Origin of the sequence: Arthrobacter sp. MMS18-M83 (assembly GCF_026683955.1) — a bacterium.
GTDB lineage: Bacteria > Actinomycetota > Actinomycetes > Actinomycetales > Micrococcaceae > Arthrobacter.
In genome coordinates this window covers 1,002,645-1,025,682 of sequence record NZ_CP113343.1, presented here as the reverse complement: position 1 = coordinate 1,025,682, position 23,038 = coordinate 1,002,645, and the positions used below count along the sequence as shown (strand labels likewise).

Here is a 23,038-nt window from a genome sequence, read left to right as displayed (position 1 = left end):
ATCAACGCCGGAACCCCGGTGTTGATTCCGGCAAACCGGCCGGACGAAGGCCTGCAGGACGGAGGGCTGCGTGGAAGGCATGGCCGGGACGGGCTTCATCCGGCGGGCGGGCACCGGCTGACACGGAGCCCATAGCAGGCCCGGGCGCCAGGGTGGTCTAGCTGCGGCCTTCGACCTTGCCCCCGGCGATGCTTCCGCGCCAGGCGCCGGTCTCCACTTCCCGGCCCTCGATGAATTCCTTGAACTGTTCCAGGTTCTTCTTGATCTGCCGGTCCTCCAGATGAGCCGTGGCCCCGGCCCGTTCCAGCACGGTCCGGGGTTCCCAGTCCACTTCGACGGTGACCCGTGTTTCCACGGTGCTCACCGCCTCGAAGGTGACGGTTCCGGAATGGTGCGGGCCCTCCACGCTCTCCCAGCTGATCAGTTCGTCCGGGATCTGGGCGATGATCCTGGCGTCGAAGCCGCGCCCGACCCCGGCGATGCGGGTCTGGAAGTGCACGGTGGTTTCATCGACCTGGCGGACGGACTCGACCCCGGTCATGAAGCGGGGAAATTCCTCGAACTGGGTCCACTGGTTGTAAGTCTGGCTCAAGGGCATGTTCACAACGACGGTTTCCCGCACGGTGGCCATGACTGCTCACTCCTTCCTCAAGGACGGGCCCGGCCGCCGGGGGTCGCCGGCCATCGGCCTCGCTTCCACGCTAAAACGATCCACGGGAGCGGACAAGATGACCGGCCCCACGGACTGGAACAGCCAGGATTGCTGTTCCGTTTACCTCGAAGATGACGAAAAGATGGAAAGGAAACCGACCGCGCTGATCATTCCTGCCAGCCTGGGAGAACCCGTGATCCTGGGCAGGCCGCGCCCGGACAACGCGATGCCGGGAAGGGTTTGCCTCCGGGACTGGTGCATCCGGTGGGGTTCGAACCCACGACCCGAGGATTAAAAGTCCCCTGCTCTGACCACTGAGCTACGGATGCGGACCGGCCGACTCACTGAAACGCCTTACCTTCCATGCTGCTCCACCCGTGGTTCCGCAGCCAAGGCCCTGGAGGCAGAGCTGCTTGGTCCCGCCCTCGGAGCCGCCATGCCCCGGGCACCACCGCAGCGCCGGCGTATCCGGTGTCAGCTCAGCTTTTCGGCCCGGGCCCTGACCCCGCCGGCGAACCGGTCCGCGGACCGGGACAGTCCCGGGTTGTGTTTTTGGATGAGCGTCCGGAGGGAGCCGGTGAAATCATCCCTCACCACCAGGCGGGTCTCGCCGTTCTCAGCCGTCACGGTGATGGTCCGGACCGCTTTGAACAATCTCCCCGGCAACCGGAACGTCCAGGACATGGCGCCGTCCCCATACCGGTGGACCGCCACCCTGACCGGCCTGGCCAGGCCGGCGGGCCGGACCCGGATGCTCTGCCCGTGGCCGATGTCCCCGATCAGCCCGGCAATCCCCGAATCCCACTCCGGGTAGCCGGCCGAATCAGTGATGACGGTCCACACCGTTTCCGGCCCTGCACAGATCAGCGCACGGCCCCCATACGAATCCATGGACGACAGCATAAACCCCGGCCGTCCGGCGTATCCCGGCAGGCTCCGGTCCCGCGAGCAGCCAGATGCCCGGGCAGAACCACCTGTGCCCCGGCCGGAGCCGGGCAGAACCGTGGATGAAGGGGACCGGCCGGGTCTACGATAAAAATGTCCGGCCCGCACGGGCCGGCCCGTCCACCTTGAGAGGAGCCGTCATGGGTCTGGGTGACAAAATCAAGCACGCCGCCGAAAAGGTCGGCGGCAAAGCCAAAGAAGCAACCGGCGATGCCACGGATAACGACAGGCTGAAAGCCGAAGGCAAAGCCGCACAAGCCAAAGCGGAGCTGAAGCAGGCCGCAGACAAAGTGAAGGACGCCTTCAAAAAGCACTGACAGGAAATGCCGGGAGCACCAAGGGTCCGGGCCCCTCGCCCGCATCCCGCCTGGGCTGGCCGACGACACCGCCGGGAACGAGCAGGCCGAGGGTCCGGACTGCGGGTGCGGCCGGGGCCGTATCCGCGGGACTTTTGGCTGTGAACAGCGGCGGTGATCGGCAGCTCAGCGGCGCCAGATGACCGTGATGGCCTCACCATCGGGAACGGCCTGGATATGCAAGGAGACGTCCAGGCCCCCGGGATCACGGCACGGGTTCGTGCCGGTGGAGGCGATGATCTCCTGGATCAGCCGGTCCAAGGCCAGGGCCATGGCCCGCCCCCAGTCCCCGGGACGGGTGCTGGAGGCCTCCACGGTCACCGAACGCACGGCCTCTGTTGTGGGCCGGGGGTCTGTCTGCATAACGGTCTCCTCTGTGTTCCTGCACCAGGACGTGCAGTGCCCGTGATGCGCAGACAGACCTCCAACCAGATGTAGATGGTCCGTTGCCGTCCCCGGCGGCAGCGGCCCGCGCGTCACCTCGTTGGCCCTCCGCAGCAGGGTATGCCCAGTCTAGAAGCGCGGCAGCCTGGCCGTCCACGGCACGGACCGACAGGCCCGGGCTCGGACGGGCCCTCCGGGACCTCCGGCATGACGCGCATGTTGCCCGGAAGCGATTCCCGCCGCCGTCCCGGTGCCTGGGCCCGGCATTCCCATCCGCCTCACGGCCACGACGAGGTGGCTGCAGCGAAACGCGGGTCTGCCTCGGGTGCCCGGGGCTGAATGCGTCAAATCTTCGCGTTTGATGCGTCGGGGCACGGTGCTCCCGGGCTGTCCGGTGTGGTGGGTGGTGCTTTTTCCGTATCGGAGGGCTCATGGAAGTCTGGGCGGGCAGTGCCTATCCCTTGGGGGCGACGTATGACGGCAGCGGCACCAACTTCGCCGTCTTCAGCGAAGCGGCCAGTGCGGTGTATCTGTGCCTGTTCGATGAGCGAGGGACCGAGCAGCGGATTGCCCTGGAGGCTGTGGACGCGTTCGTCTGGCACTGCTACCTGCCCCATATGCTCCCGGGACAGTCGTACGGTTACCGGGTGGAGGAGCCCTATGACCCGGCCAACGGGATGCGATGTAACCCGGCCAAGCTGCTGCTGGACCCGTACGCGAAAGCGGTGAGCGGGGACATCGCCTGGGGGCAAGCCATGTTCTCCTACGATCCGGGCGATCCGCTCTCGTTGAATACAAGCGATTCGGCCGGCTCGACGATGCGGTTGGTGGTGATCAGCCCGTTCTTCGACTGGCAGGGCGACCGCCCCCTGCGGGTCCCGTACAGCGACTCGCTCATCTACGAAACCCATGTCAAAGGCATGACCATGCTCCACCCCGAGGTGCCCGTGGAGGAACGCGGCACCTTCGCGGGCCTGGCGCACCCGGCCGTGATCGAGCACCTGCAAAGACTCGGCGTTACCGCGATCGAGCTGATGCCGGTGCACCAATTCGTGCACGACAGCGTGCTCAGGGACAAGGACCTGTCCAACTACTGGGGCTACAACACCGTCGGGTTCTTCGCCCCGCACCACGGCTACAGCTCCACGCGTGTGCCCGGGCAGCAGGTCCAGGACTTCAAGGCCATGGTCCGTTCCGTGCACGCCGCCGGGATGGAGATCATCCTCGATGTCGTCTACAACCACACCGCCGAAGGGAACCACCTCGGCCCGACCCTGTCGTTCAAGGGTATCGACAACCAAGCCTACTACCGCCTGGTCGCGGGCGACAAGCAGTATTACATGGACTACACGGGCACGGGGAACACGGTCAACGTGCGCCACCCGCACGTCCTGCAGCTCCTGATGGATTCCCTGCGTTACTGGGTGACGGAGATGCATGTGGACGGGTTCCGCTTCGATCTGGCGGCCACCCTGGCCCGGGAGTTCTACGAGGTGGACCGGTTGTCTAGCTTCTTCGACCTGGTCCAGCAGGACCCGGTCGTGTCCCAGGTGAAGCTGATCGCCGAGCCCTGGGACGTGGGCCCCGGCGGCTACCAGGTGGGAAATTTCCCGCCGCTGTGGACCGAATGGAACGGCAAGTATCGGGACGCGGTGCGTGACTTCTGGCGCGGCGAGCCCTCGACCCTTGGCGAATTCGCCGCCCGGCTTGCCGGCTCCGCGGACCTGTACGGGTCATCAGGCCGGCGTCCGGTGGCCTCCGTCAACTTCGTCACCGCTCACGACGGCTTCACCCTGCATGACCTCGTCTCGTACAACGAGAAGCACAACGAGGCCAACGGGGCCGGCAACAACGACGGCGAGACCCAGAACCGGTCCTGGAACGGCGGCGCCGAGGGACGCACCGACGATGAAAGCGTGCTCGCACTGCGTGCCCGCCAGCAACGCAACTTCATTGCCACCCTGATGCTCTCCCAAGGCGTCCCGATGCTGCTCCACGGTGACGAGCTGGGCCGCACCCAGGAAGGGAACAACAACGCATACTGCCAGGACTCGGAGCTGAGCTGGATCAACTGGGAAAGCACGGACAAGCCGCTGACCGAGTTCGCCGCCGCGGCCGTCCGGCTGCGGCGGGACCATGCGACCTTCCGGCGGAACAGGTTTTTTGAAGGGCGTCCGGTCAAGCGCAGGGAAGGCCAGCCGCTTCCGGACATCGTCTGGCTGAACACGGACGCGTCCGTGATGGTGCCCGAGGACTGGCACAACCCGCTTGCCCGGGCGCTCGGGGTCCCTGCTCGCCGCAACCAAGGGCCCGGCGTGCCCCGCACGTGCCCCCTTGGCCCGGAGGAAGCCATGGACTCCCGGGCCCGGCCGGCCCGGCGCTCCTTCAGCGTAGTACTCCCCGGATCCGGGGACCCTGTAGCTTCTCCCATGCCGGCGGCGTCCTGGAAGTCCGCTCACCGCTTCCGGAACCTGGGCTTCCGGCCGGGCAGCAGCGGAGAATCTGCCCCGGCGGCCGATGGCGGCGCAGGCCACGGTGCGGTGCGGCGCTATCCGCTGCGGCGGCCGGCGCGGCGGGTGAGGAGCACGCAGGCACCTGCCAGCAGCAGGATGAATCCCGGGAAGCCGATGCCTGGAAGCCGGGCGGCCATGGCCATGATGATCAGTTCAATGCCCGCGACGGTCAGGGCCAGGCCGGCGGAACGGCGAAGCCACCGGAGGGCCGGCCTGCCGGTGCTCAGTTCCCGCGCGAGAACCGGATCCTGGGCTGCCAGATCCGATTCGAGTTCCTCAAGCCGCCTGCGTTCAGAGTCGGACAAAGGCATCGAGATCCCTCCACCGGGCCCCTCAGGCCGCCCGGGGGCGGGGAAGTTCCATCTGGAAACCGCAGCGGCAATGCAGCACCCGGGTCTGGAGATAGACCTCCAGGAGCCTGCGCCCGGTGTTTTTCGCCGCCTCCGAAGCGACGCTCCGGCCGGCCGGGCGGCCCAGGGTCATGGGCTCGCCGCAGTGCGTGTAGATGCCGGGCTGCTCATCGCCCGGGACGGGCAGCATCCCGGCCAGGACCTTCGGGTCCAGGGCGCCCGCGGGGACCTGGTGGGCGTAGTAGCCCTCGCATTCGGTGCAGGTGTAGCTGACGTCCAGTTCACCGGCCGGACCGCCGGCCGGGAACGCAGCGGTTTCGAAGATCAGGAACTCGTCGCTGTCGCACGTCCCGCACCACGGACGGTCCCCGCCCGCATGGTCACTGTGTGTTGTTTTCAGGGCCGTTGACGTCATTGTCATCTCCTCCATTTCCACATGTCTCGTTGCGGGTCAGTGGTGCGGGGTCTTCTTTGCAGGGCGCAGGCCAGCCATGCGCAGGGCGGTCCGGAAGGCCTGATGGGGGACGGGGACTTTCCGGTTCAGGCCGCACCAGCTGACGTAGAGGAGGTAGGACGCATCGGCCTCGAGGCGTGCATTGCCGGCGGCTGCGCGGATGCTGCAGTCCTGGAGGAACTGGCAGATCTGTTGAGGGGTCACTGGGTACTCCGGGAATGTCTGTCAGGGCCCGGGCCGCGGCGGAGGGGCCGGTCCCCGGGGCGGATCCGATGGACGGTTCACCGCCGGGCTTGCCGGTTGCCTGATCCGGGTGGTCGGGGGCGGTTTTCAGGGTTGGGTTCCGTAGATGAATTCCTTGGCGTGCGCGACGGCTTTCCGGAAGGCGTCGTTGCGCAGGGTTACTTGCTCAGGGTTTTTGGGGTCGGTTTCGAGGTAGTTCGTGTACCCGGGCCGCAGGACCCAGATGTCGCCGGACGGGGGCAGGTAGAACACCCCGAAGGAGCGGTGCCGGGGGTCCGCGGTCCAGATGGGGACGACCGCGACCGCGGCGCCGGTGTCCGGGTTGATCCACTGGGCCCGGGGCATGGGTTGTTCGTGGGTTTCGGGGTCCAGGAACGGCGCTGTTCCTTTGCCCCACCGCTTCTCGAAACGTTCGTAGAACGCGGGCATCAACTGGCTGTCGTACGGACGCCAGGCACTCATCGGGTCTCCTTCGTCATTGCGATGTGGTGCGGACGGTGGTCAATGCGGGATTCGCCGGATCAATGTGTAACCGGGCGGATACGGGCCCGGCCACGCCGGGACCGCGCGGGACAGTCCGGCGGCCGGCTCCCAGATGACCGGTCCGATCAGCAGTGAGGCGGCCGGAAGCAGCGGAGCCGGCGGCCGTGCCAGGGGTTCCCGGGGGTGCGGTTCGGTCGGAGCGGGCCGCGGGTGGTCCCTGTCGTAGGCTGCCCGCTTTTCCGCGTTGCCCAGGATGGCATAGGCGTTCATGACGTCCTGCAGCTCCTTTTGTGATTCGGGCGTCGTCGGGCCGGTGCCGGTGCCGGGTTCGCGGGACGGCCGGGTATCGGGGTGCCGGCTGCGCATCTGCGCGCGGTAGGCACGGCTCACCTCCCGCGCCGTGGCGGTCGGGTCAATGTGCAGGATCTCGTAGGGGTCCGGGCTGTTGGTCTTCATCGTTGGTGGTGCTGTGTGTTCATTTGGGGGACAGGGATGGTCCCCGGTCCGTTCAGCCGGGGACCATCGTTGCGGGAGTCATCCTCGGGGGCCTGTATCTGTGCGCTACCCGCGCCGTGGCGTGGTCTGTGAAACCCATCACCCAATTACGTGTTGGCCGCCGAGGCGCTCCCGGTCCGGAAAGCCGTGCCGGTGCTCAGGCGCTGATCTCCTGGCGCTGGTTCGCCGTGGTTTCGATTTCGATCCGGCGCGGCTTTGCTTTCTCCGCCACCGGGATGCGCAGGGTCAGGACCCCGCCGTCGTAGCTTGCCTGCACTCCGTCGGTATCAAGCGCGTCGCCGAGGATGAGCTGGCGGCTGAACACGCCGCGGGGACGTTCGGAGGCAATCAGTTCCGTGCCCTCGCCGACGGGGTCCGGGCGTTCGGCCTTGACGGTCAGCACGTTGCGTTCGACGTCGATGTCCACCGAGTCCACGGTGACTCCGGGCAGGTCGAAGGCGACCACGAAATCGTCGCCTTCTCGCCAGGCGTCCATCGGCATCGCCGCAGGCCGTGCCGTTGTTCCGAGGACCTGTTCGGCCAGCCGGTCGAGTTCACGGAAGGGGTCCGTTCGCATCAGCATGGTGTGTCACTCCTTGCAGATCGCAGCTTTTTTGTTGTCAACCCAGCCGATCTGTTGCGGCTGGTATATATTTCTTATAGCACTGCGACTGGGTCGTGGCAAGCCTGATTTTGGGAAGATTTGGAGGTGGCTGATGGCAGGCGGTAACAACGCGGGCAGGGGGGTGTACGCGATTTCCGTCGCGGCAGAGCTGGTGGGCATGGGGCAGCAGAACCTGCGCCTGTACGAACGCAGGGGCCTGATCGAACCCGGCCGGACACTGGGCGGGACCCGCCAGTACAGCGAGGAGGATCTGGCGACCTTGCGGCGGATCGGTGAGCTGCTGGACCTGGGCTTGAACCTGGCAGGCATCGGGATGGTCCTGCGCCTCGAAGCCGAAAACCGGCGCCTCCAGCGGGAACTCCGTTCCGCCACCGCTGAGCGCGCGAACGCCAGGGCCCGGTCAGGATGAGACGAACCGGGCGCCTGCAACCAGCGCTCCCACCGAAGCTCGAGAGTACTTGGCCTTTCCCCGGCGTTCCCGTTCAGGAGCCGGCCGCCCGGCGCCAGGGGTACCCGGAGGCGCCGCCGCACATCATCAGAAATCCCAGCACGCCCAGAGCCGGAAGCTGCACGGCAACGCCCAGGATCAACAGGCCGGTCCCCGCCAGTGCCAGGCTGACGCCGGCGATCCTCCGGAGCCGCCGCCCGGGAGGCGTGCCCGACGCAAGTTCACGGGCCAGGACCGGGTCCTCGGCCGCCAGATCCATTTCGAGCTCCTGCAGGCGCTTGCGCTCGTAGTCCGACAGCGGCATTGCAAGTTCCTTTCCCTCGGCCTTCAGCCACCGAACCGGCAAGCGACCCTCACGCGTGCTTGCTTTCACTGTCAACGTGCAACGCACCCACCCGGTTCCAGACCGGCCGGCACACGGTCCACGCTGCCGTTGGGCCGTCCCCGTCGGCAGCTCACGCGCGGCCGCCGCATCAACCGGGGACACACCTTCGTGGACAAGACGTCCGCGGCCACAGGGATCACCGACCGCGAAAGGAACCGTGATGTTATGGGACCGGTACCCGTGGCGGGACGCCTGTTTGCGCTGGCTTCGGAGCTGGTGGGCCGAGTTCGAGGCTGCTGGTCATGTCGAGCTTGAAGCTTCCGTAAGGGTTGATGTGCGTCCAGAAGAGCGGCGTGAGACCGCGGCGGTCCTCGGGGCCCAGCAGGTCGTTGAATTCCTTCTCTTCCAGGATGGTTTGCAGCAGCAGGGTGTTCACCAGCACCAGGGATGATTGCAGCAGGTGCAGGGCGAGCATGGACACTTCGGTGGTTTCCCGGTCGGCGCCGGTCAGATCACGGTTCTTGCCGTAGAACACCACGTCGTTGCCGCTGTTCCAGTTCTCCACTACCTGCAGACCCGAGTTGATCTCCCGGCGCAGACTCTCGCTGGCGAGGTAGTCGGCGGCAAAGATGGTCCGGACGGCGCGTCCGAGTTCCTCGAGCGCCTGGTACGTCGGATGCTTTGGTCCTCCCCGGGTGAAGCGGCGCAGAATTGTTTCCGACTCCGCAGTACCGAGTTTGAGGGCCGTGGCGTACTTGACCATCTGATCGTACTGCTGGGCAATGATGTCCCAGTTGATGGCGCGGCTGAGGACCGGGCCAATCTCTGAGTGGTTGACCTCGTTGTCTGTCCGGTAAAGCCTGATCGATCCGATGTTCTTCAACCGGGGCAAGAGCTTGAATCCGAGGAGCTCGGTGAAGGCGAAGCCCACCATCGAGGCGCCATGGGTATCGACGTAGTTCGCCTCGATCTCGGCGTCAGTGTTATGCCGAAGGACCCCTTCGATCATGGCAGCGACTTCGGATGAGGAGCAGTTCTTCAGCTGCGAGTAGATGCAGGTCGATTTCTTGTCGACGTGCCAGTAAATCATCACCCCGGGCCCTCCGTAGCGGTTGTGCCATTCGGTCATGAGGTTCGATTCCCAGGAGCCGAACTTCTTCGAGTCCGAGGCGCAGGCGTTTCCTTCTCCCCACCATTCAGGGTTTCGTGCTTCAAAGGTTGCGTTGACGACATTCACGATGGCCTGCCGCAGGTTGTCTTTTGGTGATGTAGGTTCTGCGCACGTGCCGTAGTTCCCGTTCGGTCTCGGAGTGACCGCCGGCGTCAGCGATCGCTTTGATGCCCATGTTCGTGCCCAGCCCGAACAGACACAGCAGCAGCCGGCGGCGGAGCGCGTCCTTGCCGAGAACTTCCCTTGACGCGATCGAGGTAAATCCCGGCGTGAACGCGGCCAGGAAGTCAGCCTCCTTCAGGACCTCCAGAAGGTCCAAAGTTCCCCACCTGGCCAGTACCTCGTCTTTGAGCCGGCCAAGGTTGGCAGGCTCTTCGAGATTCTCGAGCTTGGGAACCTTCACCCAGGGTGCGCCCTTCCGCCGGGTAATGCTGACTCCTCCGGCGGTATCCGTCAGGAGAGCACGGTCCAGCGTGTGCAGCGATTGGGCCATCCTGGATTGCAGGTCTGCGATGAATTGAGCCGGGTCCAAGGGCTTGCGCAGGGCTTCGTAGTGGAGTTCACGGGAGGCCTCGAAGTCCGGGGGCAGATCGTCCTCCGGATCCCGCCATTTACCGGCACCGTCGACGAAAACCTCGCGCCGGCGCAACGCATCCCGTAAAGCAACGAGCACGCACAGCTCGTAAGGTATCCGCTCGACCCTGCCCTTTTCGTCCCGGACTGCCGTGACCCAATTCTTCGGAACCACGCCGGCAATAGGAACGTCGTCCTCCGGGCTGAAGTATTGCGCCTTGCTTCCCGCCAGCGCGTACCTGTTCAAGAGATCGATCGACTCCATCACCGGCCTGAACGCCGTGTTGTGGCACCGGAACCGCAGTACCGACAGTAACGCCGGCAACATCCGGCGGTAATAGCTTGAGTAGGATCCGCGCAGGACCACCCGGACCTTGCCTTGGAATGCCGATTCGTTTGCCCTGGATTCCCGCACCAGCTGCCGAAGCGTCTTCTCGCTCACCACCGGAAAGACCGCGTTCCTCACCGTTTCATCCGGATTCCCCACAGCAGTCTCGGCCAGACGGAACAGCAGAGCCGTCTTACCGCGGACCATTTGCAAGTCCGCAGTGAGTTCCTTTTCAACCTTCCTCACGGCGCTGGTGTTAATCTTCAGCACCAAAACGAGCAACAGATCAACCAAGCTGTCAGCGATCTCCGCCGTGCGCTGATGACACAACGCAGCCAACAACGTCAGACGCACCGGTCGCGGCGCTTCCCATAAATCCGACGGATACATCCGGGAAGCCCGCGCCCTCCACGCGCTCACGACCTTCTCCGAGACACCGTCAAACAGCGCACCTGGCAGCTCCAAAGCCTGGGCCGCAGCAAGTTTCCCCACTTCAGAAAGAAGAGCCTCAAGCCCGGCCGGTCCCGGATCAGCCTTCAACGTTGACAACAAGGACCCCGACGCATCGCCGTCCAACAAGCTTTCAAGCCGCTTGGCACCATCAGCGTCAAGGCATTCGAGCACCGAAGAACAAAGCCGCTGTTCGAATAGAGTCCGTGCACTTCCGACGATTCGCGAGATCCTTGCCGGTGGCTCCAGCCGTTCCTGACGACACCGAAGGAGCAGGGCCTCAACCAAGGCGGAGTCACGGACCTCGGAAGGGCACACCCGCTCTGCCAGCCAACTTGCCACCCCGGCTTCGTCTTTTGCCGCGAACTCACGAAACCCAAACGAAGTACGAATCTGGACGCGGAACCTCTTGGCCGTACGCCCGGAAAAATCAAAGTCTTTCAGCGAATCCGGTGCGATCCTGACCTGCTCTGCAACGTACTGAACCTCCTCGGCGGCAAAGTCTCCCGGATAGCGGGGGAAACGCGCCTCTCGCTCAAAAAACTTCAGGAGCAACGCAAACCCGAGGCGAGTAGACCCTGTCTTCGCGCCAACCAGGGCCCAGTCAGCCTCGACCAGAGTCCAATCCGTCAAGATCGCATCAGCAGGCATTCCCGAAGACATGCCCCTCACTCTAGCGTTTGGCACCTCATGACAGCTTCAGGAGAACCGGGGCTCGTGCGGGTTCTCAAACAGGGACAGCGGCGCCTGTTTGCCGGTCGGGCGCAGGTCTGTGACCATGATCCCGGCCCTGGCGTACCGGATTCCCTCATTGATCAGGGGCAGGAGCGCGTGAGCAGCCTTGGTGAGAATGACTGGGTCCGCGGTGGGCATCGGCAGCGGGACACACACCGAGGGGTAGGAGGTGTCTTTGGGATTGAAGTGTGAGGTGCCGGCGAACGCGGTGAGGACTTTGGCCTGCAGGTCATGTTTGGCCAGCCGCGCCGAGGCCTGCTGCCCATACACGCTCAAAACCTGCCGCATCCCGGCCGCGGTGGTGATGGGCTTGGCGAAGGAACGGGAAAAGATCAGCTGATCCCGCCCGATCCGTTCTTCCTCCATCGGAATGCAGGGGGTGCCCTGCAGTTCCAGGACGGTGCGCATCATGACCACGGAGAACCGGTCCCGGATCATCACCGGATCGGCCCGGGACAGGTCAAGGATCGAAAAGATGCCCATCACGTTCAGCCGCCTGGTCAGCCGGGTCGCGACACCCCAGATCTCCACCACGGACAGGCGCCCCATCAGAGCCTCCCGTTCGGGCAACGGGACGGAGTCCCAGTGGCAGACCCCGCCGAACGCCGGGTTGTTCTTCGCCCATTTGTTCGCCAGCTTCGCCAGGGTTTTCGTGGCGGCGATCCCGACACAGACCGAACCCCGACGTTCCGCCGCACGGCAGCCTTCATGGACCGACCAAGAGCCAGTAGCTCGGCCGGGGTGCCTTTAACGCCGAGGAAGGCCTCGTCGATGCTGTAGACCTCCAGCCATGCCGAGTACCGGCCCAGCAGCTCCATCACCCGGGCGCTGATGTCCCCGTAGAGCTCATAATTGCTCGACAGGGCAACAAGTCCCCATTCCTTCGCCCTGGGGGCGAGCTTGAACCACGGCTCACCCATCGGGATGCCCAGGGCTTTGGCCTCGGGGGAGCGGGTGACCGCGCAGCCGTCATTGTTGGACAGCACAATGACGGGCCGGCCCTCAAGGGACGGGTCGAACGCCCGCTCGGCCGAGGCGTAGAAGCAGTTCATTCTCCACCCCCTTTGGGCGTGTTGCCCATCTTTGGCAGATCCCGCCGACATCATGGGCGCATGACGGATGAGCGGACGTTGTGGCAGGTCTTCTTCGCCCCCGATCGGATCGATTGGGCAGGCGATAAACTTCTTGACCGTGCGCTGGGTGCATCGGCGGATGATCATGATGCGTCGGGCGCATGGCTACCGTGGGCGGGTCGTCCGATCTTCCTCGACAAGACCGGAGCCCCCCACGCGGCCTTGAACCGATTCTTCGCCGGGGCGAAGATGCGCAACCGCGCCGCAGCGACGAATCGCAGGTACGCGTACTCACTGTCGGTGTGGGTGAACTTCCTCGCGGCGCGCGGCAAGGATTGGGATTCCACGGTCGAAGACGATGTCATGGATTTCAAGTTCTGGCGCCGCAGCGACCCACGCAACCCGCGCCGCATTTCCGGCTCGGCGTGGGCCAGCGATCTCGCAGCGCTGACCATGTTCTACGACTGGTCCAGCCGAGTCATGGGTGGCCCGCCGCTGATTCCCGCCGCTGACGCAGGCGCCTTCCGGATGGCCTCGGCCGGACGAGGCGCCCGCGGCACGGATTTGCGGCCATCGACAATCCGCGGAGCGGACGTCAAATGGCTTTCGCCGCGGGCATACCGCCGCTGGCGCGATGTCGGGATTCACGGTTTGACGCCGCTGGGGTCGGAGCGTGCGAGGTGGCGTCCCCGTTCCCAGTCGCGGGACGCGGCTTTCGCAGACGGCTTGTACGGTGGCGGGCTTCGTCTGCAGGAATGGAGCAGCGTCCTGGTGCTTGAGCTGGACCGCGAAGTCCCGAACAGCCAGTACGCGTCGTTCCGGCTGGCGGATGCCTGCGCGAAGGGGATGCACGGGCATCCCTATTGGCTGCGGGGCGACGTGCTGGAGCAAGTGGCAGCCTACCGGGAGACGGAGCGTGCAACAGCGGTGCGCTCTGCCCGGGCGAGCGGCTTATACGAGGTGATGAGTGGGCGGATGGTCGTCGAGGAGGTCCGGCGCGGGGTGTTGAGAGTGAGCACATTTCGTGGCGGGAAGTCCTTCCTTTCGGCGGTCCAGGTCAACGATCTGACCCCGAGGGAGAGACTTCGCCTGATGGTGCGCACCACGGACGGGCTTGAACCGGCCATGCTGTGGCTTAACGAAGACGGCAGCCCCAGGCCAAAGACTGCGTGGCATAAGTCTTTTGCGCGCGCGAACACCCGCGTGAGGAAGGCCGGCATCGACCGGCTCGAATGCCGACCCCATATGTTGCGGCACAGCTTCGCTCTGCGCTGGTTCGCCGTCGGACGGCTCATCTGGTCCCGGCAGGTCGACGGGCTGGAGGCCGAGCATCAACGCGATCTGCGCGAGCAGTTCGGCGATACCTGGTCGCTGGTGCAGACGATGCTGGGCCACTCGGATGTGAACACGACGAAGAATGTTTACCTTGAGCCGTTCCGGGGGCTGGAGGCCCGGTTACTGCTGGAGTACGGCAGATCGGTTCTCGATGCGGAGTCGTTGCTCGCAGTCCTCTCCAGCGACCCCAGGGTGCGGCTGCTCGATGAGACCGAAAAGGAGCTCTGAGGATGCGTGCCTCGCTGCCGAAGGGACCGTATACGCGGCCCGAAGCCGTCATCGACGCGGGAGAGCGCCTCATTGTCCGCTTTGTGCCCGAGTCCGGCGGAACCGCAAAGGACTTCGAATTCCGTCGGCTCGGTCTCGCACCCGAGATCGAGTGGGCCATCGCGAAGGGCTTCGCCCGCGCCTGCGGCCCGGCCGGGACCCGAAAGACCGTGGAGTCCGTGAAGACCCTGTACGCAGGTGCCCGGATCTTCGCCCGCAGTCTGAAGGAACTGCCCACCCCACCGCAGTCGCTCAGTGCACTGACGCCTGCGCACATCGCACCGTTCAGAATCCGGCATACCCGTTATGCGGACTCCCTGCTTCAGGTGCTCCGGGTCATTTTCCGGCCGGTCGAAGGCCTCCCGACCGCATTCCGCGAAGCACTCTACGCGCCCCACCGGCCAGCGTCCCAGGCACGGACCCTGTCCGCGTACACCGATTCCGAAGTGCGCCGTATCCAGCGGGCCGCGCGAGCCGAGGTCCGTGCCGCGCTGACCCGAATCCGGGAGGCGGAGGCGGAGCTCAAGGAATGGGAGACAGCAGGGCCGGGCGCGGATGCGGAGGCTGGACGCCGTGGCGCGCTGCTCGCACTGGTGGCACGCACCGGGGATGTGCCCCGGGTCCGCGACGGCAAGATCGACACCTCCGGCAGGCACGGACGCTCTTCTGGTGTTCCACGCCACGGGCCCGGCCGACCGCATTCCAGGCGGGGCCCGGATCCGGGCGCTGCCCACTCACGCATTGGAGTGGTGGCGCGGGAGGACCCCTGACGGGGACCTCCTCGCGCGGGTGGACTCGCGCCGACTCAGGCTGGCGTTCGTGCAGCGCCATCAGCGCCCGGTCGCCCACAGTGCGACGACGCTCGCGGCGCAATACCTTGCCAAAGACGCCACCGCTCTGCCCGAATACCAGGTCATCGTCGACAAGGCGCTGCACGGCGAGGTGGAACGCATCCGCGTCAGCCACAGCATCCTCGTTCTCACCGACGCCGAAGCGCGGGAAGCGTCGGACGATCCCGAGCCGGCGGCGCGGAGGCTTGGAACAACCGTGGAGCGCCTGCGGCTGCTGCTTGAAGGCCGTCTGGACACGGTGGCCGCCGCTTGCATCGACCACACGAACAGCCCCTACACACCGTCCGGGACCGCGTGCAGTGCCTCGTTCCTGCTGTGCCTTGGCTGCCCGAACGCACGCTCCGAACCCAGGCACATTCCGATCCAGGCCGTGATGCTCGAAAGCATCACCCGGCGCCGCGCCGAGATTCCCGCCGCGGAGTGGGAGGAACGCTTCTCCATCCCTTCGGAGCAGCTGACCGATCTGCTCGAGCGGCAGCACACCGGACCCATGGTTGCAGCCGAGCAAGCCAGTAACGAGGACCGCCGTCTGGTCGAGATGGTGCTGGACGGCGGATTGGACCTGCGATGATTCCCGATCTGCTGCAGCGACCAAGTCCGGTCGACGATGACGTGGTACTCGCCCGACGCCCCCTCCGCGAAGGTACCTCCCCTGCTGTGCTCTCCCGCTTCGCAGACGCCGTCTGGGACCTCACCCCAGCCATCTTCGAAGACCATTCGCAGAAATACAGCGTCAATTTCCGCCACTTCCCGTCCGCCTGGCAGCAGCCGGTGAAGGCCTATTTCTGGATTCTGATCAACGACGAGACGCCTCGAGCCGTGCAGGGTGGACCCAGCGCACCCAGGCCTCTGGCCCTCTCCAGCATCTCCCACGTCCCGACGCACCTGCGGCGCCTCGTCTCCTGGTTCAACGAGCACGGCCACAACTCCCTCCAGGCCGCGAGCCCGCAATTGCTTGATCGGTTCCTGGCCGAGCTGGGCGAAACGGATCTCGGTTTCGCCCAAAAGCGCCGGGTCATCACCGAAACCAGACGGCTCTGGGCCTACCGGGACCTCGTGCCGCCCCGGCTCCGACTGCCGGATGGTTCTCCGTGGCAGGAAGAAACGGCCGGGGACCTGCTTGCCCACCGACACAAGAGACCGGGAAACCTCACTCCGCGCATCGGCGACAAGACCCTCATCCCGCTGCTGTCCTGGGCCATCCGCTTCATCGAGGACTTCGCCCCCGACATCACCGCCGCCTACCACCAGTACTGTGCACTGCTCGGCAGCGGGCACCGGCATACCCCAGCAGCAGCCCGCCAAACGCCAGCCACAGGGTCCCGCAAACCAATCCTGCGCGCCGTCCTCGAGGGCCTGCGGGAACAGGGGCTGGGTCTGCCTGGACAGCCCGGGCCCGACGGTGAACCCATCATCAACTGGACCCATCTGGCCAGGCTCACCGGATTCGTAGGCTCCACCCACACCCTCTACGATCGAGAGATCGTCGAGGGCAGCGGCTTGACCGTGGACGCCGGAAGCTACCTCACGGTCAGATGCACGGCGCAGCTGGACGGACGCCTCTGGCACGACCCCTTCATCGCCTGGGAGGAAGCCGTTCCGCTGGCAGTGCACCTGCAGACCGCCTGCTTCATCGTCATCGCCTACCTGTCCGGCATGCGCCCCGGCGAGGTGCTGAACCTACAGCGACAATGCCACCGACAGGATCCTCGGACGAACCTGCATGAACTACACGGCACCAGATGGAAGGGCGCGCGCACCCCTGAAGGAAGCAAAGCCCCCGAGGGGCAGCCACGGCACAACCCCTGGATCGTCCACCCGCTGGCCGCCCACGCTGTCGACGTGCTCGAACGACTCCATTCCATGGACCTGCTCTTCCCGCGTACCTTGCGCCCGCAGGCCGTGCGCTGGACCACCGGGCGAACCGACGGACGTGCCGGCAACGGGCAGACCACCGCGAAGACCACCTGTGACATCGCCTCCTTCGTCCGCTGGGTCAACGAGTACTGTCAGGATAGTCAGCGCAGGGACCGCATCCCGGAGGATCCGGATGGTCGCATCACTCCCAGCCGCTTCCGCCGCACCCTCGCCTGGCACATCGTCCGGCGCCCCCGTGGCCTGGTGGCCGCTGCCATCCAATACGGTCATGTTGCCGACCTCGTGACGCAGGGATACTCCGGCAGCTACGACTCCGGGTTCCCCAATGAGCTCGCCATGGAGCGATGGCTGGAGCGCATCGAGCGGATCACGAACATCGATGGCTACCTCAAGGCCGGCGGGAACGTCAGCGGCCCCGCCGCAGACAAGCTACGCGAACGCACCAGCGGTGCCGCCGCGAAGTTCGCCGGCCGGACCCTCCCCACCCGCCGCCAAGCCGAGAAGCTCCTTCAGGACCCGTCACTGCAGATCTTCAAAGGCGATGGACTGCATTGCGTCTTCGACCAGGCAACAGCGCTCTGTGCGCGGCAAGCGAACAGCCCGAACCTCGGCCAGTGCCGCAGCGCCTGCACCAACATCGCCCGCACCGACAACGACATCCTCGAACTCCAAGCCACCCTGGACCGGCTCGCCCAAGACAGACTCGCGCCCCCGATCCGTTACGAACGCACCCGGCAGGTTAGTGACCGCCTCAACGGAATCATTAACGACCACGAGCAAGGACGAGGATGACACACGCTGATCCCAACACCATCCGCGAAGCACTTCAGAAAGCCGCCGACGACCTCCTGGAAGGCCGCGCAACCGGGCCGCTGACCGGCGTTCGCCTGGCCGAACTGGCAGGGGTCAAACGGCACCGATTAACCCTCGCCAACCCGGACATCAACGCAGCCTTCCAAGAACGTGCGCGGCAGATCAATCGGAGCAAACCTGAAGTCGATGCTCTACGCACGCAACTCGCCGAGGAGCGAGAACGCGCAGGCCGACTCGCCCAGGAACGCGACGCGCTGGCCCGACAACTGCGCAACTACGCCGCGGCATTGCTGGCAGTCACCGAAGAACGCGACCGGCTACTGGACCGGCTGCGGTCCTCCGGCAACGTCACGCCACTGCGTCCGGGAGGTCGGCCTGGCCATGGCAATCCCAAAGACTTTGAGAACGCCTGACCTTAGACCATTTTGCGCGCCGGCGAGTCTGCGCGGGCACGGCATGTTCGAACCGAAGGTCGCAGTAGAGCATTTTTCAGCGAGAGATCTGGCCCGTTCTCAGCTTTGAGACCGCTTTCGCCGATCAACTTTACACTTTTTGTCATGAATAAAAAGCTTGCTTACTATTCGCGGGTAATTTAGCCTCGTCCCATCATTGGTCTCGAGGCTCCTGGCTTTTCGTTGATGAACGCAGTGGGGGCTTTTTCGTAGAAAGTCCGTGGGGGATGTCCATTGCCAGGAGCCGGCGCGAGCCTGCCTTTTTCCAGCCTATGTCCGTCGTTTTCCTGACCTTCAGGATCCTTATTGCCGCAATTGTTGCGGCCGCGCTTGGCGTGTACGGGCTCAGCGCCCCGGCATTCGCCGCACCCGCTTCCACACAATCGGGGCCGCTTGGGCTGGCCTCAGCCCAAGCGCCAGCCCTAGCGCCGATGCAGTCGACCCCCTCAGTACAGGCCGGCGTGTTCTACCCGGTGGAGGGCCAGGGCCGTGCCGTGGACACCCGCAGCGGGCTGGGCGGGATCACCGGCCCTGTGGCCGCAGGTACCTGGTATCCCTTTCAGATCCTGGGCCAGGCAGGGGTCCCGGTCACAGGTGTCGCCACTGTCCTGGTGAGCTTGACCATCGTGAATGGAACCCAGCCCAACGCGGCGCAGCTCGTGCCCAACAGCGGACGCCACCATGACACCACCGTACTGTTCTCCGGCACCGGGGACACGATCTCGAACTCAGCCGCCATCGCGGTAGGCAGCGACGGGAAGCTCGCTCTCTACTCCAGCACCTCGCAGCAGTTCATTGTTGACGTGCAGGGCTATTTCACCTCGGGCAGCACTCCGGCCCCGGGCGGTTTCGTGTCCGTGCCGACGTCGCGGGTGGTCGATACCCGTAACGGGACCGGCTTTCCGGCCGGCGCCTGGACCGGGACGGCAGTCAAGTCCGTGACCTTGAAAGGCAAAGGCGGGGTCCCGGACACGGCGACCGCTGTCTTCGCCAACATCACAGTGATCAGCACCGACCCCTCCAACCCCATCTTCGCAACACTTCCAGGGGGCTGGTTCGCCAACGGAAGCGATCCGGGGACGACGATCAACTTCCGCGGCAACCAGACCACGGCAATTGGCGCGGTCCTGAATCTGAACGCCGCGGGCGTGACGGACATCAAGCATTGGGCATCCGTCACCCCGGGAGTGAACGTTCTCATCGACATCCAAGGGTACTTCGATGGCCAGGTCTCTTCGTCGAGCTCTTTCACCACGGTCGAATCACGGCTCTACGATTCCCGCCTGGCCCCGAATACCGCAATCCCCGCCAACACCACGATCGAGGTCCAGATCGCCGGAGTAGGCGGACTGCCCGCCGCCTCAACCAACGTCGCCGGCGTCATGATGAACATCACCCCGCTCTCTTCCGGCTTCGGGTACCTGCGCGTCTGGCCCTCGGACGAGCCTGAACCGAACCTGAGCACGGTCAATTACAGCTCGGACTCCGCCTCGAACGTCGTGATAGTCCGGCCCAGCGCCACCACGGGCAAAATCAAGGTCTTCAATGCCGGCAGCAGTTCCGTGAACATCATCATCGATTCCCAAGGCTGGTTCAGCAACGCGAACCTGCTGCCACCAGTCACTTCCGACGGGACAGGTTCCGGATCCCGTGCCACGGCCTCCATGGTCAGCCATTCCCTTACCGACTCTTCCAAGCTCGAGGTGAACCCGACCAATGGCAACGTCGTACTCACCGGTCGGCTGTTCAACGTCCGGGGCATCGGCCAGGACGTGAATGTCGCCTGGCGGTACAACAGCAAATACGACCAGCGCCCCACCTTGTCCATGGGCAAGCTCGAATCCGGAATGCGGGCCGATCCGTCCACGGGGAACATGATCTATATCGCCCCGGACGGCGGCTGGTACACCTTCGTCCTCTCCGGCTCCACCTACACCATGGCCCCCGGGTTGAACGCCTCCCTCACCCAGACCCAGAGCGGTGTGTTCGATCTGCGGTTCAATGACACCGGCATCACCAACGAATATTGGGACAACAGCGGCAACTTCGAGCTGGGCAAGTCCTTCGACTCGCAAGCACTGAACCCGAACCACGTCGACTACTACTACAGCAACGGTCTGCTCAATCAGACCTCGGACACCCAGGGCAGGTTCTTCACCTACGCTTACAACGACACCCGGAACCTGAACCAGCCCTCCTCGATCACGGACAACTCGCTGAACCGGACCGTGAACATCGAATACGGCGGAGGGCAGGGCCAAATGTCCAAGATCACCGACGCGACCGGCGCGGTCACCACCTTCACCTACACCAACGGCAAACTGACCTCCATCACCGGCGGCCGCAGCAACGTCACCGCTCTGGCGTACGCGGCTGACAACTGGGTCAACACCATCACCTACGGCCAAGGATCCCCAGCAGCCGCGACCTGGACCCTCACCCACAACACCGGCCCGACCCTGTCCTACCTCACCGACCCGAACAGCAAGCAAACCACCTATACCCTCGACGCGAGTAAAACCCACGTCACGACGGTCACTGACCCGAATGGACACACAAACCAATTCACCTTCGATGGCCACGACAACCGGCTCACCAGCGTCAACGGGATGAGCCAGACCGCCACGACGACGTACAACGCGAACAACAGCATCACCAAGATCACCTCCCCGCTGGCCGGCTCCAGCGGCACGGCAGGGTCCGTATCCTTCACCTATCCGACGGCGACCGGGGACCCGCTGCTGAATTACCGGCCCGCTACGACTACCAACAGTGAAGGCAACACGAGCACGATCCAGTACGACGCGAACACCAAGGAGCCTTCCAAGATCCTTACCCCGGATAACCTCGGGGGCACCCCGCAGCGCTTCTACGAGCAAGACAGCGTACCCACATACTGCGGCGCCAAAGCCGGCGAGCTCTGCCGGTCCACGGACGGCAACGGCAACACCACCAGCTACACCTACGACAGTGCCGGCAACCCGATCACAGTGACCAGGCCCGCGCCGCTGGGCACCATCACCTACACCTACGACGCTGCAGGACGGATCGCCACCGCCACGGACGGCAAGAGCCAGACCGCCACCTACACTTACGACGCCAACGACCGCCTCACCCAAATCCGCTACGGCGCCACCTGCGTGGCCGCAACCTGCGTCACCTACACCTACGACGCCGCCGGCAACCTCACCACACGCGTCGACGCAGCCGGGACCACCACGTACGCCTGGGATGCCCAGAACCGGCCCACGAGCAAGGCCATCGGCGGGACCACCACCACGGTCACGTACGACGGAGCCTCGAACATCCTCACCTACGTCGATCCGCTCGGCACCGTAACCTACGGCTACGACGCCGCGAACCGGCTGATCTCCCTGGCCGAACCCGGCGGGTCCTGCCCGGCAAGCCCGGCCTTCCCGAACGCCACGATGTGCACCGGCTTCGGGTACGACAACGCCAACCGGCGCACCACCACCCAGTACCCCAATGGGGTCACCAACACCACCGTGTACGACAACGCAGGAAAGATCCTGTCCATCTCGGCCAAGAACAGCAGCGCCACCACCCTGGCCAGCAGCACCTACACCTACACCCAAAGCGGGAATGGGGCCCTGCGCACCACGATGACCCCTAACGGCAGCCTCGCGACCACCTACGGTTACGACAAACTCAACCGCCTCACCTCAGCCATCACCGGAACCACCACCGAAACCTGGGCCTACGACGCCAACAGCAACCGCACCCAGGCCACCAAGACCGGCGCCGCAACCGTGTACGCCGCGTTCAACGCCGCCGACCAGCTCTGCTGGACCGGCGCCAGCACCGGCACCTGCACCACAGCCCCCACCGGGGCCACGAGCTACGCCTATGACGCCAACGGCAACACCACCACAGCGGGCGCCGCCACACAGTCCTACAACACCTTCGACCAACTCACCGGCTACACCAACGGAACCACCACCAACTTCAGCTACGCCGGACCACGCAACGACGAACGCCTCACCGCCGGAGCCACCAGCTTCCTCAACGGAACCCTCGGCATCACCCAACAAACAACGGGCGGCGCAACCACTTCCTTCATCCGCGACCCCAACGGCACACTAGTCAGCATGAGGAACAGCAGCAGCGGGGCAAGCTTCTACTACACGACCGACGCCCTCGGCTCCACCATCCTCTTGACCGACAGCACCCAGGCCTCCGCCGCGAGCTACGCCTACGACTCCTGGGGAAACACCAGCGCGACAGGCACACAAGCGGGAGTAAATCCATGGCAATACGCCGCCGGGTACAAAGACGCCACCACCGGATACACGAAGTTCGGAGCCCGCTACTATGACGCCTCAGTAGGCCGCTTCACCCAGGCAGATCCAAGCAACCGAGAGGCCAACCGATACGGTTATGTTCAATGCAACCCTGTCAACTCGACAGACCCGACAGGTTTGGACTCGATTGACTGTGGGTTCGCGGCGCTGTCTGCATTAGTTGCTGGAGGCGTCGTTCTATTTGCCGCTGGCGCTATTCTCGCAGATGTAGCATCTGGACTGCTAGGTGATTTGCTAATACCGGCTGAAACCGATTTTGTTTTGGCCGGAATCGATTTCGCGTACGAGTTATACCAACAATCTCAGGACTGTTCCTCATGATCAGCGGACGCATTACATCTCCACCAGAGAAGGGAAAAGGTTTGGACCAGCCTCCTAAGCGTTCACGACAGAACACCATCATTGGGTATGGGTTCATCTGTCTTTCAGCTGTCGGAATTATCAGCGGCACTGCTCAGATCTTGTCAACCGGAAAAATTATGCCTGGACTGTCAACGGTGCTCTTTGGCATAGTTTT

General features: G+C 64.8%; 17 protein-coding genes, 1 tRNA gene and 2 pseudogenes. 9 read left to right on the top strand and 11 right to left on the bottom strand.

Annotated features, from left to right (window positions below):
• Window positions 1–157: 157 nt before the first annotated feature.
• From OW521_RS04865 to OW521_RS04855, 3 genes are all read right to left on the bottom strand, one after another.
• On the bottom strand, window positions 158–631 hold the full coding sequence (locus tag OW521_RS04865; protein WP_268023429.1) for an SRPBCC family protein: 474 nt from the start codon (window positions 629–631) through the stop codon (window positions 158–160).
• Window positions 632–905: 274 nt separating this feature from the next.
• A tRNA-Lys gene (locus OW521_RS04860) sits at window positions 906–981 on the bottom strand.
• A 145-nt stretch (window positions 982–1,126) separates the two neighbouring features.
• Window positions 1,127–1,543, bottom strand: a complete 417-nt coding sequence (locus OW521_RS04855; RefSeq protein WP_268023427.1) for an SRPBCC family protein — start codon at window positions 1,541–1,543, stop codon at window positions 1,127–1,129.
• Between the two features lie 194 nt (window positions 1,544–1,737).
• On the opposite strand from OW521_RS04855, the gene OW521_RS04850 reads away from it, so the two are divergent.
• A complete protein-coding gene (locus OW521_RS04850) occupies window positions 1,738–1,914 on the top strand; it encodes a CsbD family protein (RefSeq protein WP_268023425.1) in 177 nt (58 codons plus the stop codon).
• 165 nt (window positions 1,915–2,079) lie between these two features.
• Here OW521_RS04850 and OW521_RS04845 read toward each other — a convergent pair whose 3' ends face one another.
• Window positions 2,080–2,316, bottom strand: a complete 237-nt coding sequence (locus OW521_RS04845; protein ID WP_268023423.1) for a hypothetical protein — start codon at window positions 2,314–2,316, stop codon at window positions 2,080–2,082.
• 452 nt (window positions 2,317–2,768) lie between these two features.
• Between OW521_RS04845 and glgX the strand changes: the two genes are divergently transcribed.
• Complete coding sequence (gene glgX / locus OW521_RS04840) at window positions 2,769–5,609, top strand: glycogen debranching protein GlgX (RefSeq protein ID WP_442781211.1); 2,841 nt, start codon at window positions 2,769–2,771, stop codon at window positions 5,607–5,609.
• A 42-nt stretch (window positions 5,610–5,651) separates the two neighbouring features.
• Here the strand turns inward: glgX and OW521_RS04830 are convergent, their stop codons facing one another.
• The 4 genes from OW521_RS04830 to OW521_RS04815 form a co-directional block, all read right to left on the bottom strand.
• Window positions 5,652–5,858, bottom strand: coding sequence for a hypothetical protein (locus tag OW521_RS04830; protein ID WP_268023421.1), 207 nt, complete (start codon window positions 5,856–5,858; stop codon window positions 5,652–5,654).
• A gap of 126 nt (window positions 5,859–5,984) precedes the next feature.
• Window positions 5,985–6,359: a hypothetical protein gene (locus OW521_RS04825; protein ID WP_268023419.1), complete on the bottom strand. Its 375-nt coding sequence runs from the start codon at window positions 6,357–6,359 to the stop codon at window positions 5,985–5,987.
• Window positions 6,360–6,398: 39 nt separating this feature from the next.
• Window positions 6,399–6,836, bottom strand: coding sequence for a J domain-containing protein (locus OW521_RS04820; RefSeq protein WP_268023417.1), 438 nt, complete (start codon window positions 6,834–6,836; stop codon window positions 6,399–6,401).
• A 196-nt stretch (window positions 6,837–7,032) separates the two neighbouring features.
• Window positions 7,033–7,458, bottom strand: a complete 426-nt coding sequence (locus OW521_RS04815; protein WP_268023416.1) for an Hsp20/alpha crystallin family protein — start codon at window positions 7,456–7,458, stop codon at window positions 7,033–7,035.
• Window positions 7,459–7,591: 133 nt separating this feature from the next.
• On the opposite strand from OW521_RS04815, the gene OW521_RS04810 reads away from it, so the two are divergent.
• Window positions 7,592–7,909: a MerR family transcriptional regulator gene (locus tag OW521_RS04810; protein ID WP_268023415.1), complete on the top strand. Its 318-nt coding sequence runs from the start codon at window positions 7,592–7,594 to the stop codon at window positions 7,907–7,909.
• Window positions 7,910–7,982: 73 nt separating this feature from the next.
• On the opposite strand, the gene OW521_RS04805 is transcribed toward OW521_RS04810, so the two are convergent.
• The 3 genes and pseudogenes from OW521_RS04805 to OW521_RS04790 all read right to left on the bottom strand — a co-directional run.
• Entirely contained in the window at window positions 7,983–8,252 is a 270-nt protein-coding gene (locus OW521_RS04805) for a DUF3040 domain-containing protein (protein WP_268023413.1), read from the bottom strand.
• A gap of 244 nt (window positions 8,253–8,496) precedes the next feature.
• Window positions 8,497–11,446, bottom strand: a pseudogene (locus tag OW521_RS24350) (Tn3 family transposase).
• Window positions 11,447–11,503: 57 nt separating this feature from the next.
• A pseudogene (locus tag OW521_RS04790) lies at window positions 11,504–12,633 on the bottom strand (Y-family DNA polymerase); the annotation flags it as partial.
• A 9-nt stretch (window positions 12,634–12,642) separates the two neighbouring features.
• Here OW521_RS04790 and OW521_RS04785 point away from each other — a divergent pair.
• From OW521_RS04785 to OW521_RS04760, 6 genes are all read left to right on the top strand, one after another.
• Window positions 12,643–14,166, top strand: a complete 1,524-nt coding sequence (locus OW521_RS04785; protein WP_268023407.1) for a site-specific integrase — start codon at window positions 12,643–12,645, stop codon at window positions 14,164–14,166.
• A 2-nt stretch (window positions 14,167–14,168) separates the two neighbouring features.
• Window positions 14,169–14,975: a hypothetical protein gene (locus OW521_RS04780; protein WP_268023405.1), complete on the top strand. Its 807-nt coding sequence runs from the start codon at window positions 14,169–14,171 to the stop codon at window positions 14,973–14,975.
• A 49-nt stretch (window positions 14,976–15,024) separates the two neighbouring features.
• Window positions 15,025–15,627, top strand: a complete 603-nt coding sequence (locus tag OW521_RS04775) for a hypothetical protein (protein WP_268023403.1) — start codon at window positions 15,025–15,027, stop codon at window positions 15,625–15,627.
• A complete protein-coding gene (locus OW521_RS04770; protein WP_268023401.1) occupies window positions 15,624–17,726 on the top strand; it encodes a hypothetical protein in 2,103 nt (700 codons plus the stop codon). The genes OW521_RS04775 and OW521_RS04770 overlap by 4 nt, the downstream gene beginning before the upstream one ends.
• Window positions 17,723–18,160, top strand: a complete 438-nt coding sequence (locus tag OW521_RS04765) for a hypothetical protein (RefSeq protein WP_268023400.1) — start codon at window positions 17,723–17,725, stop codon at window positions 18,158–18,160. The genes OW521_RS04770 and OW521_RS04765 overlap by 4 nt, the downstream gene beginning before the upstream one ends.
• A 266-nt stretch (window positions 18,161–18,426) precedes the next feature.
• On the top strand, window positions 18,427–22,842 hold the full coding sequence (locus tag OW521_RS04760) for an RHS repeat domain-containing protein (RefSeq protein WP_268023399.1): 4,416 nt from the start codon (window positions 18,427–18,429) through the stop codon (window positions 22,840–22,842).
• Window positions 22,843–23,038: the final 196 nt, after the last annotated feature.

Coding starts and splice junctions, on each gene's coding strand:
- OW521_RS04760 (WP_268023399.1), top strand. CDS start 18,427: ATGTCCATTGCCAGGAGCCGGCGCGAGCCTGCCTTTTTCCAGCCTATG.
- OW521_RS04850 (WP_268023425.1), top strand. CDS start 1,738: ATGGGTCTGGGTGACAAAATCAAGCACGCCGCCGAAAAGGTCGGCGGC.
- OW521_RS04855 (WP_268023427.1), bottom strand. CDS start 1,543: ATGGATTCGTATGGGGGCCGTGCGCTGATCTGTGCAGGGCCGGAAACG.
- OW521_RS04820 (WP_268023417.1), bottom strand. CDS start 6,836: ATGAAGACCAACAGCCCGGACCCCTACGAGATCCTGCACATTGACCCG.
- OW521_RS04825 (WP_268023419.1), bottom strand. CDS start 6,359: ATGAGTGCCTGGCGTCCGTACGACAGCCAGTTGATGCCCGCGTTCTAC.
- OW521_RS04865 (WP_268023429.1), bottom strand. CDS start 631: ATGGCCACCGTGCGGGAAACCGTCGTTGTGAACATGCCCTTGAGCCAG.
- OW521_RS04780 (WP_268023405.1), top strand. CDS start 14,169: ATGCGTGCCTCGCTGCCGAAGGGACCGTATACGCGGCCCGAAGCCGTC.
- OW521_RS04845 (WP_268023423.1), bottom strand. CDS start 2,316: ATGCAGACAGACCCCCGGCCCACAACAGAGGCCGTGCGTTCGGTGACC.
- OW521_RS04785 (WP_268023407.1), top strand. CDS start 12,643: ATGACGGATGAGCGGACGTTGTGGCAGGTCTTCTTCGCCCCCGATCGG.
- glgX (WP_442781211.1), top strand. CDS start 2,769: ATGGAAGTCTGGGCGGGCAGTGCCTATCCCTTGGGGGCGACGTATGAC.
- OW521_RS04770 (WP_268023401.1), top strand. CDS start 15,624: ATGATTCCCGATCTGCTGCAGCGACCAAGTCCGGTCGACGATGACGTG.
- OW521_RS04805 (WP_268023413.1), bottom strand. CDS start 8,252: ATGCCGCTGTCGGACTACGAGCGCAAGCGCCTGCAGGAGCTCGAAATG.
- OW521_RS04765 (WP_268023400.1), top strand. CDS start 17,723: ATGACACACGCTGATCCCAACACCATCCGCGAAGCACTTCAGAAAGCC.
- OW521_RS04815 (WP_268023416.1), bottom strand. CDS start 7,458: ATGCTGATGCGAACGGACCCCTTCCGTGAACTCGACCGGCTGGCCGAA.
- OW521_RS04810 (WP_268023415.1), top strand. CDS start 7,592: ATGGCAGGCGGTAACAACGCGGGCAGGGGGGTGTACGCGATTTCCGTC.